Here is a 17,947-nt window from a genome sequence, read left to right on the forward strand (position 1 = left end):
CCACCCATTCAGGTGTTCGAGGCATCCCCCGTCGGGTGTGATCCGGCGAAGAAGAGCGCGACCTTGCCGAGAGTGACGCGTTGGGGATGGTGTGACGCCGTTGCAGTGACGGTTCTGCACTCGGGTCGCCTACCCCGGGCCGCGGCGCCACCCCAACGGGTGTCCGAATCTCGGGGAAGGGTGCGAACGTGTGGAAGTGTGTCGCCGGCGCGCCGGTGGCGCCGGCGTACGGCGGTGAGCCGGTCGGGGGACTGGTCGGCCGGGAGACGGAGTCGGCCGCGCTGTGGGACCTGCTCGCGGGACACCATCTGGTGACGGTCACCGGCCGGGCGGGCGTGGGCAAGAGCCGCCTGGCCGCCACGGCCGCCCGGCGGGCGAACGGCCCGTGGCGCCGCGTGGTCCATGTCCGCTGGCAGGACAACGAGTTCGCGAACGGCCCGGGCAACGGGCTGTTCCATGGGCCGGGGAACGGACCGGGCGCCGCCGGGACTTCGGACGCGTACGACGGACCGGACGCGCCGGGTGCGCTGGCCGCGGCCGTGCACCGGGCGCTGACCGGCAGACGCCCCCGCCCCGGCGAGGCGGGCACCGCAGGACTGGCGCGCCTGCTGCCGCCCGTGGGCGGGCTGCTGTTCCTCGACGACGTCGATCCCGTCCAGCACGAATGCATGGGGCTCGTGCAGCGGCTGCTGGTGGCCGTGCCCGGACTGCGGGTCCTGGTGACCTCGCGGCGCGCGCTCGGCCTCGGTGAGGAACAGGTCCTGGTGGTACCGCCGTTGACCACCAGCGCCCCGGAGGACGGCAACGGCCATGCCGCGGCCGTGGAGTTGTTCCTCCGGCGGGCACGCGCGGTGGTGGAGGGGTTCCGCCCCGGCGCGGAGGGCGTGCGGGCGGTCGAGGCCATCTGCCGTTCCCTGGAAGGCGTTCCGCACGCCATCGAGCTGGCCGCCGAACAGGTGGCACGTCAGCCGGTGGCCGAACTCGCGGACGTACTGGAACGCCACCAGTGCTGGCTGCGCAGCGAACGGCCCCTGCTGCGCCGCCATCGCTCGCTGCGCGACACCGTCGGCACCAGCTACGCGCTGTCCGAACGCGAGGCCCGCATCGTGTGGGGCAGGGCCAGCGCGCTGGCCGGGGCCTTCGACGAGTCGACCGCCGTGTTCCTGTGCGCCGGCGGCACCGTCGCACCGCACGCGGTGCCCTCGCTGCTGGCCCGGCTGGCCGCCATCCACGTCCTGGAGCCGGTACGGGAACCGGGAGGACCCCGCCCGCCCCGCTACCGGATGACGCGTGCCGCCCAGGACTTCGGGCATGAACGGCTGCGCGAGGCAGGTGAGTTGGAGGCGGCGTTGGAGCGTCGCGCGTCCCGCTGCCGGCAGTTGACGGCCGTCGCACAGCATCTGTGGACCTCCGGCTGCGAGTCGCAGGCCGTCCGTCTGGTGCACGAGGAGCAGGAGGAGGTCACGGCCCTTCTGCGGGTGGCCGTCCACCGCGCGGTCCACGCGGAGACGGCTCTGGAGACGGTGACCGGCCTGTGGTTCTGGTGGGTCGTCCACGGCCACGCCCGCGAGGGCCTCGACCTGCTCACCCGGCTCCTTCCCCTGTGCCCGGCGGACAGCGCGGCCACGGCCCCCGGGCGGTGGCTTGCGGCCTGGCTCAGCGCCGAACACGACCCCCGGACCGCCCGGGTGCTGCTGGGCCGGGCCTGGCCGGGCGCCGTACTGGCCGGCGACGACGCCACCCTCGGCCACATCGCCCACGTCCACGGGGTGATCGCCCTGCGCGAGGGGGACGCCCGGACCGCCGCCGAGCAGTTCGCGCAGGCCGCCGCCCTCATCCCGCCGCACACCCCCAACGGCCCCTCGGCGGCGGTGAGTCTGGCCGCCCAGGCCCTCGCCGAAGCCTCCTTCGCACCCGGCGCCGCCCGCCGCAGCGCCCACCGTGCCCTGGCCGGCCCCGGCGTCCGCGGCGACGCCTGGGCCACCCTCACCGCCCGCTACGTCCAGGCGCTCCTGGACCACCGCAGCGGCCGCGGTGTCCGCGCCCGCACCCGGGCCCTGCGCGCCCTCGGCGCGGTGGACCGCGACCTCCCGGCACCGCACGGACACGCGGCCCTGTGCGCACTGGTCGCGGAGATCGGGACGTGAAGCGCGGAGACCGGGACGTGAAGCGCGGAGACCGGGACGTGAAGCGCGGAGACCGGGATGTGATCCGCGGTTGCCGTCACCCGGCACGAAGGCGGTGTCAACTTTGCCGGGGTTCGGCAATGCGCCGTCCGGCATGGGCAGTTCAAGATGGAGGGGCGGAACACGGGGAGCTGTCCCGGTGCCCGGCCCCGGCAACGGGGAGGGCACCGGGGCGCGAGGACTGAGCGAGTCGGGGGTGAGGACGTGAGGCAGGCAGTCATCGACGCCGCCGTGCGGTTTCCCGACGTGATCTGGACCTCGGCCCTGGTCGTCGCCCTCGGCTTCTGGCTGCTGGTCCTGCTGGGCCTGGCCGGCGCCCGTGACTTCGACGCCGACGCCCCGGGCCTGGCCCGGTCGTCGCGCGGGGTGCCGGTCGCCGTCCTGGCCTCCGCCGTGATCGCACACGCCTGGTTCCTCGGACTCACCGGGTCGGTCCTGCTGGACCGGCTCCGGCTGACCGGTTCGGCCGAGGCCGCGGCCCGGGTCGCGCTGCTCGCCCTGTCCGCCCTCCTCGCCCTGACCACGACCTGGTGGTGCGTGGTCACACTGGCCGGGCTGCGGTCCGCCCGGTCTGCCCGGTCCGCCCGCACCGGGCCGCGCCGACGGGACCCCGCGGACGGGACGCCGTACGACCCCGGCAGTCGCCCCGGCAATGGCCCGACGGCCGACCACGGCCCGACGGGTGCCCGCGATCTGGCCACTGCCCGCAGCCGGACCGCTGCCCGGGGCCGGACGACCGCCCGCGATCGGACCGTGGTGCGCGGCGGGGCTCCGGCCCCTGGCCAGGCCCCCGTCTGCGACCGGACCGCCGTCCGGCGACGGTCCGACCGGGCGGCCTGAACCGCCGGCGGCCGCGCGCGGACGCGGTGGCCCGATCACCGCTCGACCGTCGCCCGAAAGCCGCTCCACAACAGCCCGCCCGCCCGCGATCCGGCCGGTGGCCCGAACCACCGTGCCCCGCGACCGCACGGCGCGACCGGCCGCCCCGGGTGACCGCACCGGGCGACCGACCCTGACCGACGTCCCGCCGCCCGCATCCGACGCGGGCCGCTCCGCCTCGCCGCGCGAGGCGTCAACTCCACCCAGACGTGAAGGACTTCCCATGGATTCCATGACCATGGGCCTCGGCGTGCTTGTCGTCGTGTGCCTCCTCATCGCCACCGCCGTGCTGTTCGTCGTCTCCCGGCTGTTCCGCAAGGTCGAACAGGGCAAGGCGCTGATCGTCTCCAAGACGCGCAAGGTCGATGTGACCTTCACCGGCCAGGTCGTGCTGCCCGTGCTGCACAAGGCCGAGGTGATGGACATCTCGGTGAAGACCATCGAGATCACCCGGGCCGGCAAGGAAGGGCTGATCTGCCAGGACAACATCCGCGCCGACATCCGGATCTCGTTCTTCGTGAAGGTCAACAAGACCGTCGAGGACGTCATCCGGGTCGCCCAGGCCGTCGGCACCGCCCGCGCCAGCGACCAGCGGACACTTCAGGAGCTGTTCCACGCGAAGTTCTCCGAGGCGCTGAAGACCGTCGGCAAGCAACTGGACTTCACCGACCTCTACACCAAGCGCGAGGAACTGCGGTACCGGATCATCGAGGTCATCGGCGTCGATCTGAACGGCTACCACCTGGAGGACGCGGCGATCGACTATCTGGAGCAGACGCCGCTGACCCAGCTCGACCCGGCCAACGTCCTCGACGCCCAGGGCATCCGCAAGATCACCGAGCTGACGGCCGTCGAGCACGTCCGCACCAACGAGGCGCAGCGCACCGAGGAGAAGGAGATCACCCGGCAGAACGTCGACGCGCGGGAGGCGATCCTGGAGCTGGAGCGCCGTCAGGCGGACGCGGAGATCAAGCAGCGGCGCGAGATCGAGACCGTGCGGGCCCGCGAGGAGGCCGAGACGGCACGGGTGGTGGAGGAGGAGCGGCTGCGCGCGCAGGGCGCCTTCCTGAAGACGGAGGAGCAGCTCGGCGTCCAGCGCGAGAACCAGGCCCGTGAGGTCGCCGTCGCGCAGAAGAACCGCGAGCGGGTCATCGCCGTGGAGAACGAGCGCATCGAGAAGGACCGGATGCTGGAGGCCATCGCGCGGGAGCGGGAGACCCAGTTGACCCGGATCGCCGCCGAGAAGGAGGTCGAGGCGGAGAAGCGGGACATCGCCGAGGTCATCCGGGAGCGGATCGCCGTGGACCGTACGGTCGCCGAGCAGGAGGAGGCCATCAAGCGGCTGCGCTCGGTCGAGGAGGCGGAGCGGCAGCGGCAGGCCGTGATCATCGCCGCCGAGGCGGAGGCGCAGGAGAAACTGGTCAAGGACATCAAGGCCGCCGAGGCCGGAGAGCAGGCCGCGGTGCACCGTGCCGCCGAGGAACTCACCCTCGCCGAGGCCCGGTTGAAGAGCGCCGACCTCGACGCGCAGGCCAAGCTGCGGCTCGCGGAGGGCATCCAGGCCGAGACCGCCGCCGAGGGGCTCGCGGCCGTCCAGGTCCGCGACAAGGAGGCCGAGGTCATCGAGAAGGTCGGCCGTGCCGAGGCGGAGGCGACCGAGGCCCGGCTGCGCGCCGAGGGCGAGGGCACCCGCGCCAAGGCGCTGGCCGAGGCCACCGCCATCTCCGAGAAGCTCAAGGCGGAGGCGGAGGGCCTGAGTCAGAAGGCCGTCGCGATGGCCGCGCTCGACGAGGCGTCCCGCGGGCACGAGGAGTACCGGCTGCGGCTCGCCGCCGAGAAGGAGATCCGGCTCGCCGGACTGGACGTGCAGCGGCAGGTCGCCGAGGCGCAGGCCACGGTGCTCGCCACCGGTCTGGAGAACGCCGACATCAACATCGTCGGCGGGGAGTCCGTCTTCCTCGACCGCCTCGTCTCCTCGATCTCGCTCGGCCGGGGCATCGACGGGTTCGTGCAGCACTCGCAGACGGCGCAGGCCCTCGGCCGGCCGTGGCTGGACGGCACCTCGGACTTCACCGAGGACCTCGGCCGCGTCCTCGGCCCGGTCTCCACGGCGGACGTGCAGAACCTCACCGTGTCCGCGCTGCTGATGAAGCTGATGAAGACCGGCGGCGCCGACTCCCACGCCCTGGAGCAACTGCTCGGCAGGGCCGGTGAACTGGGGATCGCCGACACCTCCCTCGCCGCCCTGAACGGCAGCGCCGGGAACGGCCGCGCCAAGGGCAGCGCCGAGGTCTGACAGGCCGCGGTCCGGACCCGCCGTACGGGGGTCGGCGGCTCCGGACCGCATTTCTCTGACGTTCTGAGAGGGAACCCATGACCATCGGCCCGGACACCGGTACGCACGGCCCGGACACCCGTAGCCACGGCCCGGACACCGGCATGTACGGCCTGGACACCGGCACGTACGAGGTGCTGCGCGACCGGCTCACCGCGCAGGCCGCCGAACTCGCGCGCCGCGCCGAGGAGTTGAACACCCGGCGGATCGAGGAGTTCGGCTCGCTGCGGCTGGAACTGGCGGGCACCGAGCGGCTCCACACGGACGCGGCCTGTGTGCCCCGGGACGTCGTCGCCGTCGCTGGCGTCCTGCTCCTCGGCTACAACACCGTCCCCGGCCGGGGGCCGGAGACCACGGTCGGCGACGTGCTGGCCCTGCACGACCGCGAGATGCGCCGGCTGCCCGACGACGCCGTGCCCGGCCTGCTGAACGACCCCTCATTCGTAAGGGAGTTCAGGGCCCTGCACCGCTACTACCACCAGGCCCGGCTGCTGCGACTGCGGCGGGTGGAGGGCAAGCTGCTGGCCGTCTTCCAGACCGGTGAGAAGGCCGACGACATCCGGGTCCTGCGCTGGGCGGTCTCCGACGACGGGCAGGTCGCCTTCCTCGACGCCCGCGGCGACCGGGACCATGTCCTGCCGCCCGCCCACGACTTCACCTGGCGGGAGACGACCCGGGAGGACCACGTCCTCGGCCGGCACCCCCATGTGTCCGTCGAGGGCGAGGTGTTCGTCACCACCGTCGGCGGCTCCCTCACCGTCAAGACCGAGAACGACACCGAGACCGGCGAGGGCATCCACACCGAGCCCGTCGCCGAGCCGCTCCAGTCGCTCGCCGACGCGGACATCGCCTACGCGCGCGTCGGCGCACTCGTCCTGATCCGGGTCCGCCCCTACAAGGAGGACACCGACCGCCACCTGGTGTTCAACACGCTCACCCGGTCCGTCGTCCGCCTCGACGGCATCGGACAGGGCTGCCGCAGGCTCCCCGAGGACCAGGGCATCGTCTTCCCCGGCGGCTACTGCCTGGCGGCCGGGACGCACAAGACGTTCGACGGCGTCACCGGCGGCGAGGACGACCCCCTGGAGTTCGAGCGGACGGTGCGCTCGCCCAACGGCGAGGACGTCCTGTTCGCCTTCCACGCCCGCGCGGCGGGCCGCGGTCTGCTGCTGCACTACAACCTCATCCGCAAGGAGGTCGCCACCCCGCTGTCCTGCGACGGCTGGGCCCTCTTCGACGACGGCACCCTGACCGTGCTCCGCGGCGGCGCCGACGAACCCCAGCGCGTGCACCCCGTCCAGCGCTGGAACTCGCCCTACGTCTCCGCCACCCACGCCGCCTCCCGGGCCGTCGGCACGGGCCCGCTGGCCCGGGTCGGCAACGCCGACCTCGTCCGCGGCATCTCCGACTGCCTCTCCCTCGCCCGCACGGTCACCGAGACCACCCCGACGAGCGAGGTGTACGAGGCCCTGGCCGCGGCCTGCGTCCGGACCGCCGACTCCCACCACTGGCTGACCGAGCCCGAACTCGGCTGTCTGCACGAGCCGTTGGCCGAGGTACGGGCCACCGCCGAACAGGTGCTGGCCGAGTTCGAGACCGTCCAGGCCCTGACCCGCCAGGCCGCCGACGCCCTGGACCGGGCGACGGCCCGGGTCGCCGCCGTCGTACGGCGGTTGCGCGGCGAGACCCCGCGCGGCGCCGCCGACTGGGTCGACGGCCTCACCGAACTCAGGCGCGCCCACAGCCACTTGCTCACCCTCAAGGACCTGCGGTACATCGACCTCGCCCGTATCGACGCGCTCGCCGCCGACGCCGAGGCCGATCTCGCCTCCTTCGGGCAGCGCGCCGTCGCCCACCTCGCCCACGAGGACGCCTTCACCGGCCACCGGTCCGACACCGGGCAACTCGCCGCCGAGGCGGCGGAGATCGGCACCGTCGCCGAGGCCGCGCCGCTCGCCGCCCGGCTCGACGGGATCGCCGAGGGGCTCGGCACGGTCACCGAGGTCGTCGCGGGCCTCGACATCGGCGACACCACGGTCCGTACCGCCGTCCTGGAACGGATCGCCGAGGTCCTCGGCGGCGTCAACCGGGCCCGCGCCGTCCTCGACGCCCGCCGCCGAGCCCTGCTGGACCGAGAGGGACGCGCCGAGTTCGCCGCCGAGTTCGCCCTGCTCGGCCAGTCCGTCACCGGCGCGCTCGCCGCCGCCGACACCCCCGAGGCGTGCGACGACCACCTCGCCCGTCTCCTCGTCCAGGTGGAGAACCTGGAGTCCCGGTTCGCCGAGTTCGACGACTTCCTCGGCCGGCTCGCCGAACGGCGCGACGAGATCCACGAGGCGTTCTCCACCCGCAAGCAGACCCTCGTGGAAGCGGGCGCCCGGCGCGCCGAACGCCTCGCCGAGTCGGCCGCCCGCGTCCTGCGCACGATCACCCGGCGCGGCGCCGCCCTCGCCGACACGGACGACATCGCCACCTACTTCACCGCCGACCCCATGGTCGCCAAGCTCCGCGCGATCACCGACGAACTGCGCCGGCTCGGCGACACCGTCAGGGCCGAGGAACTCGACGGCCGCCTCAAGGCCGCCCGCCAGAACGCCCTGCGCTCCCTTCGCGACCGCACCGACCTCTACGCCGACGACGGCCGCACCCTGCGCCTGGGCGCCCACCGGTTCGCCGTCAACACCCAGCCCCTCGACCTCACCCTCGTCCCGCACGGCGACGGCCTCGTCCTCTCCCTGACCGGCACCGACTACCGCGCCCCGGTCACCGACCCCGCCTTCGCCGCCACCCGCCCGTACTGGGACCGCACCCTGCCGTCGGAGTCGCCGGAGGTCTACCGCGCCGAACACCTCGCCGCCCGGCTGCTGGACGAGCACGGCGCACCGGCCCTGGAGGAGGCCGACCTGCCCGGCCTCGTACGACGGGCCGCCGAGGCCGCCTACGACGAGGGCTACGAGCGCGGGGTCCATGACCACGACGCGACCCTGATCCTCACCGCCCTGCTCCGCCTGCACCGGACCGCCGGACCCCTGCGCCACGAACCCGCGGCCCGCGCCGCCGCCCAGGTCTTCTGGGCCCACGGCACCACCGAACAGTCCCGCCAGGACTGGACTCGGCGCGCGCTCTCCCTGGCCCGCGCCCGCGACACGTTCGGCCTGACCCCCGCCATCGCCGATCTCCGCCGGGAGTTCGCGCGGGCGATCACCGGAGAGCGCGCCGACGCGGCCGCCGACTACCTGTTCGACGAGCTGACCGGCGGCCCCGACGGCTTCGTCATCAGCGGCGGCTGCCGCGACCTCCTCGACAAGTTCCGCCGTACGGTGGGCACTTCGGCCTACGACGACGACCTCGCCGCCCTCGAGGGGCTGGACGCGCGCCGACAGCTCGTGGAGGCGTGGCTGTCCTCGTACAACGCGTCCACCGGCGCCGGCACCACCCCCGGCGACCTGGCCGAGGCGGTGGCCGCCGAACTCTGCCCCGGCCTGCCCCGCCACACCTCCGACGCGCCGCTGACCACGACGGTCGAAGGGCTGCTCGGCTCCCACCCCCGCGTCACCGCCGGCACCCTGCCGCTGCGCGTGGACGAGTTCCTCGCCCGCACCCGCGCCTTCCGCGCCCACGACGTCCCCGGCCACCGCTCCTACCAGCGCCGCCGCGCGGAACTGGTGACCGCCGAACGGACCCGGCTCCGGCTGCACGAGTTTCGGCCGCGCGTGATGTCCGCGTTCGTGCGCAACCGGCTCATCGACGAGGTGTACCTGCCGCTGATCGGCGACAGCCTCGCCAAGCAGCTCGGCACCACCGGCGCGTCCCGGCGCACCGACACCGGCGGCCTGCTGCTCCTCATCTCCCCGCCCGGCTACGGCAAGACGACCCTCATGGAGTACGTCGCCGACCGCCTCGGCCTCGTCCTGGTCAAGGTCGACGGCCCCGCCCTGGGACACGCCGTCACCTCCCTCGACCCGGCCGAGGCCCCGAACGCGACGGCCCGCCAGGAGGTCGAGAAGATCAACTTCGCGCTGGAGGCGGGCAACAACACCCTTCTCTACCTGGACGACATCCAGCACACGTCGCCCGAGCTGCTCCAGAAGTTCATCCCGCTGTGCGACGCCACCCGCCGTGTCGAGGGCGTCCGCGACGGCGAGCCGCGCACCTACGACCTGCGCGGCAAGCGCTTCGCCGTCTGCATGGCCGGCAACCCCTACACCGAGTCGGGGAACCGCTTCCGGGTGCCCGACATGCTCGCCAACCGGGCCGACGTGTGGAACCTCGGCAACGTCCTGACCGGCAAGCAGGACGCCTTCGCGCTCAGCTTCGTGGAGAACGCGCTCACCGCCCACCCGGTCCTGGCCCCACTCGCCGGCCGCGACCGCGCCGACCTGGACCTGCTGGTCCGGCTCGCCGAGAGCGACGGCACGGCCCGCGCCGACCGGCTCGTCCACCCCTACGGGACCGCCGAACTGGAACAGATCCTGGCCGTACTGCGCCACCTCCTCACCGCCCGCGCGACGGTCCTCGCGGTGAACGCCGCCTACATCGCCTCGGCGGCCCGGTCCGACGACGCCCGCACGGAACCGCCCTTCCAGCTCCAGGGGTCGTACCGCAACATGAACAAGATCGTGCAGCGGATCCGGCCGGTCATGAACGACACCGAGCTGGCCGCGCTGATCGACGACCACTACGCGGCCGAGGCCCAGGTCCTCACCACCGGCACCGAGGCGAACCTGCTCAAGCTCGCCGAACTGCGGGGCACGCTCACCCCGGAACAGGCGGCCCGCTGGAACGACGTGAAGGCCGCCCACGTCCGCACCGCGGCGCTCGGCGGACCCGAGGACGACCAGCTCTCGCGCGCGATCGCGGCGCTCGGCCTGCTCGCGGACCGGATGGCGGCGGTCGAGTCGGCGATCAGCCGGGCGGCCGCCGGTCCGCGTCACTCCGCTCAGGAGTAGAGGTGGCTCAGCCGTCGCGGCGGGGCGGGGTCGGGTCCAGGTAGACGCGCCGGATGTCCGGGAACAGTGCGCGGAGCCGGGTTTCCGCCTCCTCGCAGGCCCACTCGATCTCGGCGGCGCTGGAGAGGTCGCGGAAGTCGACCTTCGCGGCGACCAGGATCTCTCCGGGGCCCTGCACCAGGGTCGTCAGTTCCATGACGTCCTCGATGTGCCGGATCGTCAGCAGCTCCCGGCGCACCGCGTCCCGCGCGGACGCGGGCAGGGCGCGGCCGACGAGGAGTTCGGTGTTGGCGCGGCCCAGGATCACCGCGACGAGGACGAGCAGCAGCCCGATGAGGATCGAGGCGATGCCGTCCCACACCCCGGACCCGGTGAGCTGCCCGCCGAGCAGCCCCAGCGCGGCCAGCACCAGGCCGACGAGCGCGGCCGTGTCCTCCATGACGACCGCCTTGACGGCGGTGTCGGGCGTGTGACGCAGATAGCGCAGCAGCGGGACCTTGAAGTACCCCGCGCGGCCGGACGCCTGCTTGAGCCCGGTGCGCAGCGAGAGCCCCTCCAGGACGAAGGCGGCGGCGAGCACGATGTAGGAGACCAGCGGATCGCCCGGGGTCTCGCCGTGGGTCAGGGAGTGGATGCCGTCGTACAGGGCGAACACACCGCCGCCGACGAAGGTGGCGACGGAGGCGAGGAGCGCCCAGATGTAGCGCTCGGGCGCGTGCCCCAGCGGATGGTCCTCGTCGGCGGGCTTCTTGCTGCGCTTGAGGGAGACGAGGAGCAGCAGTTCGGTGCAGGTGTCGGCGACCGAGTGCCCGGCCTCGGCCAGCATCGCGCTGGAACCGCTGATGACGCCGGCGACGGCCTTGGCGAGGGCGACACCGAAGTTGGCGGCGGTCGCCACGACGACGGTGAAGGCGGACCCGCCCGCTCCGGGACCGCCCGAGGCACCCACCCGGGCGTCCAGCACCGGGCCGGTGCGCGTGTCCGGCCGCCGTTCTTCGGGTTCTCTTCCGTGGCGCGGGTGCATCGGCGATCAGCGGCTTCCGTCCGGGCGGGAGAGACGTGAGGGGCAAAGTGGAAATATCCTGGCAGAGTCATACGCGTGCTCGCCGCTGCGTGGGCACCCATGGGAGGAGACTCCGGATGGCGCACCACCACAAGTCCAATCGAGCCGTCGAAGGCGACCCGGGCACCGGTCACGGCAGGGGCATGCCACGGCGACCCGACCAGGACGAACTCGCCGAGCGGACCCGGCAGGACCGTCTGGAGGCCGGACTGCCGGTCGGTCCCTCGTCGGACGAGGAAGCCGAATACGAGGAGTGAAGGAGTCCCGATCAGTCACGGGAGTCCCGTGGCTCGCCCAGAGACACCACCACCGCGGACGCCGGTCCGTCGGGTGCGTCGTAGCTCACCGTGTCGCCCACGTGGTGACCGAGGAGGGCGCGCCCGAGCGGGCTGTCCGCGGTGACGAGCGTCGGATCGGCGTCCGTGGCCGTCTCGCCGATCTGGAAGGTCTCCACCGTGCCGTCGGCGAACCGCACGGCCACGGTGCTGCCCACGCCGACCACGTCGGTGGGCGGCGGCCCCGCCACGTCGGCCTGCTCGAGCCGGGTGGTGATCTCGGAGATACGGTCGTCCAGACGGGTCAGATCGTCGGCCCGCTGAAGCTCGTCCGCCGCGTCGGCCTCGTCGCCGACCTGCATGTCGGAGTCCTTGAGCGTGGCCGCGACCGCGCCGCGTTCCCGGTGGAGATCCGCGAGTTCCCGTTCGAGGGCGTCACGGGCGGCGCTGCTGATCGGCGCGGGTTCGCTGGACATGCGTTCTCCCTTGTGACGGCTGATCTCAACTGCTGACGATTCCCACGACCAGGTTGATGGCGGTCGCGAGGATGCCGGTGCCGAAGACGTAGGACATCAGACAGTGCCGCAGCACGATCGAGCGGATCGTGGTGCTGGAGACGTTCGTGTCGGACACCTGGTACGTCATGCCGAGGTTGTAGCTGAAGTAGAAGAAGTCCCGGTACGCGGGCGGGCTGTCCGAGTTGAAGTCGATGCCGCCGCCCGAGTCCTCGTAGTACACGTAGGCGTAGCGCGTCGCGTACATCAGGTGCAGGGCGGCCCAGGCCGTGAAGACCCCGCACAGGGCGGTCGCCGCGTGCCGGGTGTCGGAGGTGTCGCCGTGCAGGAGCAGCAGCACGATCGCGACCAGGCCGCACAGGGCCACCCCGACCACCACGAGTTCCTCGACGACCGGCTCGAAGTCCTCGCGGCGGGCGTTGCGATGGGTGGCGGCCGCGTCCATCGGCCACAGCACCACCCAGCCCGCCAGGACGAAGAACAGCTCCATCGCGGCGATCGCGGCCAGGGCGCCCAGCGGCGCGTCGGTCGTCAGCCCGACGGCCACGCCGACCGCGGCCCCGAGGACCACCGAACCGGCGAGACGGGGCACGGCACCGACCGGCAACCAGGTGCTCATGAACCACCACGATAATCCGGATGCCGCCGATCGGCCCGGCACGGCGGACGCGCCCGCCCGGGGGCTCCGCCCACGGTTCCCGCTCAGGAACCCGCCGGTCTGCGGGGGCCGCGCCGCTGGTCGCCGCTGTCCCGGCGGAGCCGGTCGGTGTGCCGGGCGACGTCGTCCACGCGGGCCGCGAGGTCGGAGTGCCCGGAGGTCAGGTACGCGTGCGTGGCCGTCAGGGGGCTGACGAGGGCGGCCGCGTCGTTGTCGGCGAGGGCCGTGGTGAGCGCGGCGAGCGAGGTGCGGGCGGAGGCCGGGAGGTCGGTGAGCGCGGTGATCCGGCCGGCGAGCTGACGGAGGTCCGCCGCGTTGTCACGGGCCCAGGCCGTGACCGTGCGGTCGGCGGCCCTGCGGTCACGGGTCGCCCGCACCCTCTCCTCGCCCGTCGTCCCGGGGCCTCCCGGGCGTACGCGCAGATAGCGGCGTTCGGCGGCCTGGCGGCTGGAGACCCCGAGCGGGTGGGCGAGATCGGCCCAGTTGGCGCCCGCGGCACGGGCCTCCTCGATCAGTCCCGGCTCCCAGGCGGCGAGCTGGTCGCGCACCTCGCGCAGCAGGAGCAGCGCGGCGAGGGCCTGCTCGGCGCTGGTCGGGACGGGCTCGGGCGGCTCGCCGTGCCGCGGGGTCCGGGCGGTGTGCAGGGTCTCGTTGATCGAGTCGAGCGCTGCGGCGGCGGCGAGGAAGGAGGTGGGGGTGGGCCTGTCGTCCATGGATACGGATCCTCCGAGATGTCTTGTCACCCTTTCGATGACACTGAACTTGTCATCGTTTCGATGACATGTTACAACGGATGCCAGGTGAACCGCATTGGCAGCGACGTGCTGACCCGAACACTGGAGGTGTCTTTCATGTTGATGCGCACCGACCCGTTCCGTGAGCTGGACCGCCTCACCCAGCAGCTCCTGAACACGACCGGTACCTGGTCGCGGCCGTCGGCGATGCCGATGGACGCCTACCGGGAGGGCGAGGAGTATGTGATCGCCCTCGACCTGCCGGGCGTCTCCCCGGACGCGATCGACATCGACGTCGAGCGGAACATGCTGACCGTCAAGGCCGAGCGGAGGCCCGTCGCCAAGGCCGACGACGTGCAGATGGAACTCTCGGAGCGCCCGCTGGGCGTCTTCTCCCGCCAGGTCGTGCTGGCCGACACCCTGGACACCGAGCACATCCGGGCGGACTACGACGCGGGCGTGCTGACCCTGCGCATCCCGATCGCCGAGCGCGCCAAGCCCCGCAAGATCGCCATCGGCGGCGGCACGGCCCGCAAGCAGATCGGCGGCTGAGCCCGACGGCGCACACGATGACCGCGCCGTCCCCGAACGGACCGGGCCGTCCCTGAACGGTCCGTGCCGTCCCCGAACGATTCCCGCAGACGAGAAAGGCGACCGCATCACCGATGATCACGCTGCCGGAACAACCCTGCCGGCCCGCCGTCGGCATGACGTTCGAGCAGATGCTGGAAAGAGTGCGCTACGAGGGCGCGTACCCCACGCGTGAGCGGGCCGAGGACGCCGTGCGCACCGTACTGGCCGCGTTCGGACGCCAGCTCACGGGCGACGAGCGCGTGGAGCTGGCGGCCAGACTGCCGCACGAGGCCGCGGTCGCCTTCACCTCCGAGATCCCGGCCGTCGAACCGCTCACCGGCTGGGGCTTCGTGAAGGACCTGGCCGCCCGCACCGGCGGCACGGCGGCCACCACGCGCTGGGACACGGGCACCGTCCTCCGCGTCGTGGCCCAGCTCGCCGGCGAGGATCTCCTGCGGCGCATCCTCGCCCGGCTCCCTTCGGGCCATGCCCTGCTGTTCGGCCGCGCCGAGCTGCCGAGACCGGGCGCCGAGCCCGAGTGTTCTCACGGGGTACCGGCGTCCGCGGGGTAGGTCAACCGGCCGTCCTGGACACGGGCGTTGCGGTCCAGGACGGCCGGCTTCGTCGTCGTGGGGGACATGATGTTCACGACCTCGACACCCGCGACGATCAGGGCGTCCGTGATCAGCCGGCGATGGCAGCGCCAGGGCACCGCCTCGCTGCACATGATCGCCGGCCGTTCGTGCCCGGCCAGCTCGATCAGCTCGCGCAGCCCCTCCGCGAAGGCGTCGGTGGCCATGTAGTCGGCGTAGTCACGGAACGCCTTGACCCGCCAGGCGTCGTTCACGCTCGCCACGTCCTTCGGCGTGTGCCGCCGCCCGCCCAGCTCGCGGATCCACCGGTAACCGATGTCCGGAGGCAGCGCCTCGACGATCGCGTCCTGGTTCCACTGCGGGAACTTCCTGGACGACGGGAACGACCGGACGTCCACCAGGCAGGTGACCGCGTTGTTCCGCAGCATCGCCACCACCTCGTCGACGTCACGCGTGGAATGCCCGATCGTGCAGATCCGGTTCATGCCCACCGTCCTCTCGCCCGGCGGCACGCCGAAGGCGCTCCAGGCATCATGAAAGACATCGCGACGGTGTGCGAGTCGCGCCGGACCGGCCCCGCAGCGTCGCCCCAGACGGGCGTATTGTGCGGATATGGACGATGTTCGGTGCGGCTGGTGCGATGCGCCGCTACCGGACGACGCCGCCCGCAACCGACGGTACTGCGGCCCGCTGCACCGGCAGGCGGCCTGGCGGGCCCGACGCCGGTGGCGCGCAGCGGCGGACGCACGCCGGGCGACCCTGCTCACCGGCACGGACCTGCTGGACCGGGCCCAAGCCGTGGCGACGCGCGCGGTCGACCCGTCCCCGGCGCACGACTCCGACGCGGGCCGCCTCTGCGCGGAGGCCGCGGAGGTACCGGACCTGGCCGACCAACTCGTACGCAACGCCGTACGGGCCGACCGCCAGGCCGGCGCGACCTGGGCCCAGATCGGCGCGGGGCTGGGAATCGGGGGCGAGGCGGCGAGAAACCGGTACGGACGCGGGCGCACGGCCGTCGCCACGACACCGCTTCCGGGCACCGACCCCGTCCCGGCACCGGAGGAGCAGCCCGGTCACGTCCTGGAGGCGCTTCGGCCCTGCCTGGTCGAGGTGGTGCGTGAGACGGGTGCGTCCGCCGGGCTGCTCTACCTGGTGTCGCTGGACGGGCGGGTGCTGCGGCTGGCGGCGACCAGCGGGGTGCCGCCGAAGATCGCCGCACTCTGGGAGCGGCTGAGGGTGGCGGCCTCGGGGCCCGTGGCCGATGCGGTGCGGGAGAGGCGGCTGGTGTGGCTCGCCAGTCAGGCCGAACTCACGCGGCGCTACCCGAAGGCCGCGCTCGTGCTGCCGTACGACGTGGCGCTGGCCGCCGCCCCGCTCGTGGCCGGGCCGATGGTCCGGGGTGCGCTGGTGCTGCTGTGGCCCGGCTCGCGCCCGCCGCGGCTCGGCGCCCAGGAGCGCCGGGCGGTCGGCGCCGCCCGTGACCGGATGAGCGCGCTGCTGGAGCGGGCCGCCGAGGACGGGCAGCCGGTCCTGCCGGGGCGCGCGCCGCGCCATGTCGCCCCGGCGCGCGGCCCCACCGCCGGGCCCGCCGAGGCGCAGGCCGCCGCGGACTTCGCCAACCGCCTCCCGGAAGGCTGCTGCGCGCTGGACCCGGAGGGACGGATCACCTTCGTCAACGCGGCGGCCGCGGAGCTGCTGGGGCGCCGGGTGGCGGATCTGGCCGGGGTGCTGCTGTGGGAGGCGTTGCCATGGCTGGACGATCCCGCGTTCGAGGACCGTTACCGGGCCGCCGTGCTCAGTCACCGGCCCACGTCGTTCACCGCCCTGTGCCCGCCGGACCTGCGGCTCGACCTGCGGCTCTGCCCGGACGGCTCGGGGGTCAGCCTCCGTATCACCCCGGTCGGGATCGCCGCGACGGCCGACACCGTCGATCGACCGGGGTCCGAGCACCAGGGCACCGGCGGCCTCTACGACCTGATGCACCTCGCCGCCACCCTCACCGAGGCCGCGAGCGTGCGGGACGTCGTCGAGCTGGCCGCCGATCACATCATGCCCGCCTTCGACGCCCAGGGATTCGTGCTGTCCCTGGCCGAGGGCGGCCGGCTGCGGGTCGTAGGACACCGCGGCTACCGGCCCGAGGTGATCGAGTTCCTCGACCTGCCGCCCTTCAAGGACGCGACCGCACCCACCGTGCGCGCCCTCACCACGGGCGCCCCGCTCTTCTTCGCCTCACCGCGCGAGATGGCCCGGCTCAACCCGGCCATCCCGAGGCTCACCGGCAGGGGATCCTGGGCCTTCCTGCCGCTGATCGCCTCCGGGCGCCCCGTCGGCTGCTGCGTGGTCTCCTACCAGCGCCCCCACACCTTCGCCCCCGGCGAACGGGCCGTCCTGACCTCCCTCGCCGGACTGATCGCCCAGGCCGTGGACCGCGCCCGCCTCTACGACGCCAAGCACCAGCTCGCCCACAGCCTCCAGACCGGCCTGCTCCCCGCCACCCTCCCGACCGTGCCCGGACTGCGCGTGGCCGCCCGCTACCTCCCCGGCGCCCGCGACATGGACATCGGCGGCGACTTCTACGACGTCATCCGCTGCGGCGGAGCCGGTGTCGCCGCCGCCATCGGCGACGTCCAGGGCCACAACGTGAACGCCGCCGCCCTCATGGGGCAGGTCCGCACCGCCGTCCACGCCACCGCAGGGGCCCCGCCCGCCGAAGTCCTCGCCCGCACCAACCGGCTGCTCACCGACCTCGATTCGGGCCTGTTCACGAGCTGCGTCTACGCCCACCTCGACCTCGCCGGCCGCACCGTCCGCCTGGCCACCGCCGGCCACCCGCCGCCCCTGCTGCGCCGGCCCGACGGCCGCACCGAGATCCTCGACCTGCCGCCCGGGCTGCTGCTCGGCATCGACCCCGGCGCCGAGTACGAGGCCACCGAGATCCCGCTGCCGCCCGGCGCCGTACTGGCCCTGTACACCGACGGTCTGATCGAGGCGCCCGGTGTCGACCTCGGGGACGCCACCGCCGTCCTCGCCGGACACCTCGCACGCGAGGACCCCCGCGACCTCGACGCCATGGCCGACGCCCTGCTCCAGCGCTCCCCGTCGTGCGGTGACGACGTCGCCCTCCTCCTGCTCCACCCGCCACCACCGCCGTGACCACAGGGGAATTGCTTCGAACGTCAGGCCGAGT

General features: G+C 73.4%; 13 protein-coding genes. 8 read left to right on the top strand and 5 right to left on the bottom strand.

Annotated features, from left to right (window positions below):
- Nucleotides 1-188: 188 nt before the first annotated feature.
- The 4 genes from AFM16_RS36050 (at nt 189) to AFM16_RS36065 (ending at nt 10,349) form a co-directional block, all read left to right on the top strand.
- The gene (locus AFM16_RS36050) at nt 189-2,147 is read left to right on the top strand and encodes an ATP-binding protein (protein WP_078636492.1); all 1,959 of its coding nucleotides are present in this window, start codon (nt 189-191) and stop codon (nt 2,145-2,147) included.
- Between the two features lie 243 nt (nt 2,148-2,390).
- Nucleotides 2,391-3,026 carry a hypothetical protein gene (locus AFM16_RS36055; protein WP_078636493.1) on the top strand — a complete coding sequence of 212 codons (636 nt, stop codon included), beginning with the start codon at nt 2,391-2,393 and terminating at the stop codon, nt 3,024-3,026.
- 262 nt (nt 3,027-3,288) lie between these two features.
- Nucleotides 3,289-5,361, top strand: coding sequence for a flotillin family protein (locus AFM16_RS36060; RefSeq protein WP_078636494.1), 2,073 nt, complete (start codon nt 3,289-3,291; stop codon nt 5,359-5,361).
- 77 nt (nt 5,362-5,438) lie between these two features.
- Complete coding sequence (locus AFM16_RS36065) at nt 5,439-10,349, top strand: DNA repair ATPase (protein ID WP_078636495.1); 4,911 nt, start codon at nt 5,439-5,441, stop codon at nt 10,347-10,349.
- Between the two features lie 7 nt (nt 10,350-10,356).
- On the opposite strand, the gene AFM16_RS36070 is transcribed toward AFM16_RS36065, so the two are convergent.
- A complete protein-coding gene (locus tag AFM16_RS36070; RefSeq protein WP_078636496.1) occupies nt 10,357-11,373 on the bottom strand; it encodes a cation diffusion facilitator family transporter in 1,017 nt (338 codons plus the stop codon).
- A gap of 116 nt (nt 11,374-11,489) precedes the next feature.
- Here AFM16_RS36070 and AFM16_RS36075 point away from each other — a divergent pair, with 116 nt between their 5' ends.
- Complete coding sequence (locus tag AFM16_RS36075) at nt 11,490-11,669, top strand: hypothetical protein (RefSeq protein WP_030782424.1); 180 nt, start codon at nt 11,490-11,492, stop codon at nt 11,667-11,669.
- Between the two features lie 11 nt (nt 11,670-11,680).
- Here the strand turns inward: AFM16_RS36075 and AFM16_RS36080 are convergent, their stop codons facing one another.
- The 3 genes from AFM16_RS36080 to AFM16_RS36090 all read right to left on the bottom strand — a co-directional run bounded on the left by AFM16_RS36080 (nt 11,681) and on the right by AFM16_RS36090 (nt 13,573).
- A complete protein-coding gene (locus AFM16_RS36080; protein WP_078636497.1) occupies nt 11,681-12,163 on the bottom strand; it encodes a GreA/GreB family elongation factor in 483 nt (160 codons plus the stop codon).
- 25 nt (nt 12,164-12,188) lie between these two features.
- On the bottom strand, nt 12,189-12,821 hold the full coding sequence (locus AFM16_RS36085) for a DUF1345 domain-containing protein (protein ID WP_078636498.1): 633 nt from the start codon (nt 12,819-12,821) through the stop codon (nt 12,189-12,191).
- Between the two features lie 83 nt (nt 12,822-12,904).
- Nucleotides 12,905-13,573 carry a type III effector protein gene (locus tag AFM16_RS36090; RefSeq protein ID WP_078636499.1) on the bottom strand — a complete coding sequence of 223 codons (669 nt, stop codon included), beginning with the start codon at nt 13,571-13,573 and terminating at the stop codon, nt 12,905-12,907.
- 138 nt (nt 13,574-13,711) lie between these two features.
- Between AFM16_RS36090 and AFM16_RS36095 the strand changes: the two genes are divergently transcribed.
- Both AFM16_RS36095 and AFM16_RS36100 read left to right on the top strand, forming a co-directional pair.
- On the top strand, nt 13,712-14,146 hold the full coding sequence (locus AFM16_RS36095; RefSeq protein WP_030782416.1) for an Hsp20/alpha crystallin family protein: 435 nt from the start codon (nt 13,712-13,714) through the stop codon (nt 14,144-14,146).
- Between the two features lie 155 nt (nt 14,147-14,301).
- A complete protein-coding gene (locus tag AFM16_RS36100; RefSeq protein ID WP_078637223.1) occupies nt 14,302-14,739 on the top strand; it encodes a DUF2267 domain-containing protein in 438 nt (145 codons plus the stop codon).
- On the opposite strand, the gene AFM16_RS36105 is transcribed toward AFM16_RS36100, so the two are convergent.
- Nucleotides 14,712-15,245 (bottom strand): DUF488 domain-containing protein, encoded by a 534-nt coding sequence (locus AFM16_RS36105; RefSeq protein ID WP_078636500.1) that lies wholly within the window; start codon nt 15,243-15,245, stop codon nt 14,712-14,714. The genes AFM16_RS36100 and AFM16_RS36105 overlap by 28 nt on opposite strands.
- Nucleotides 15,246-15,372: 127 nt before the next feature.
- Between AFM16_RS36105 and AFM16_RS36110 the strand changes: the two genes are divergently transcribed.
- Nucleotides 15,373-17,913 (top strand): SpoIIE family protein phosphatase, encoded by a 2,541-nt coding sequence (locus AFM16_RS36110; RefSeq protein ID WP_078636501.1) that lies wholly within the window; start codon nt 15,373-15,375, stop codon nt 17,911-17,913.
- Nucleotides 17,914-17,947 lie beyond the last annotated feature (34 nt).

The organism is Streptomyces antibioticus (assembly GCF_002019855.1).
Taxonomy (GTDB): Bacteria; Actinomycetota; Actinomycetes; order Streptomycetales; family Streptomycetaceae; genus Streptomyces; species Streptomyces antibioticus_B.

Bases quoted from the DNA above. Each gene is read 5' to 3' on its own strand.
- AFM16_RS36075 (WP_030782424.1), top strand. From the start codon at position 11,490: ATGGCGCACCACCACAAGTCCAATCGAGCCGTCGAAGGCGACCCGGGC.
- AFM16_RS36080 (WP_078636497.1), bottom strand. From the start codon at position 12,163: ATGTCCAGCGAACCCGCGCCGATCAGCAGCGCCGCCCGTGACGCCCTC.
- AFM16_RS36100 (WP_078637223.1), top strand. From the start codon at position 14,302: ATGACGTTCGAGCAGATGCTGGAAAGAGTGCGCTACGAGGGCGCGTAC.
- AFM16_RS36090 (WP_078636499.1), bottom strand. From the start codon at position 13,573: ATGGACGACAGGCCCACCCCCACCTCCTTCCTCGCCGCCGCCGCAGCG.
- AFM16_RS36095 (WP_030782416.1), top strand. From the start codon at position 13,712: ATGTTGATGCGCACCGACCCGTTCCGTGAGCTGGACCGCCTCACCCAG.
- AFM16_RS36110 (WP_078636501.1), top strand. From the start codon at position 15,373: ATGGACGATGTTCGGTGCGGCTGGTGCGATGCGCCGCTACCGGACGAC.
- AFM16_RS36070 (WP_078636496.1), bottom strand. From the start codon at position 11,373: ATGCACCCGCGCCACGGAAGAGAACCCGAAGAACGGCGGCCGGACACG.
- AFM16_RS36105 (WP_078636500.1), bottom strand. From the start codon at position 15,245: ATGAACCGGATCTGCACGATCGGGCATTCCACGCGTGACGTCGACGAG.
- AFM16_RS36065 (WP_078636495.1), top strand. From the start codon at position 5,439: ATGACCATCGGCCCGGACACCGGTACGCACGGCCCGGACACCCGTAGC.
- AFM16_RS36060 (WP_078636494.1), top strand. From the start codon at position 3,289: ATGGATTCCATGACCATGGGCCTCGGCGTGCTTGTCGTCGTGTGCCTC.
- AFM16_RS36085 (WP_078636498.1), bottom strand. From the start codon at position 12,821: ATGAGCACCTGGTTGCCGGTCGGTGCCGTGCCCCGTCTCGCCGGTTCG.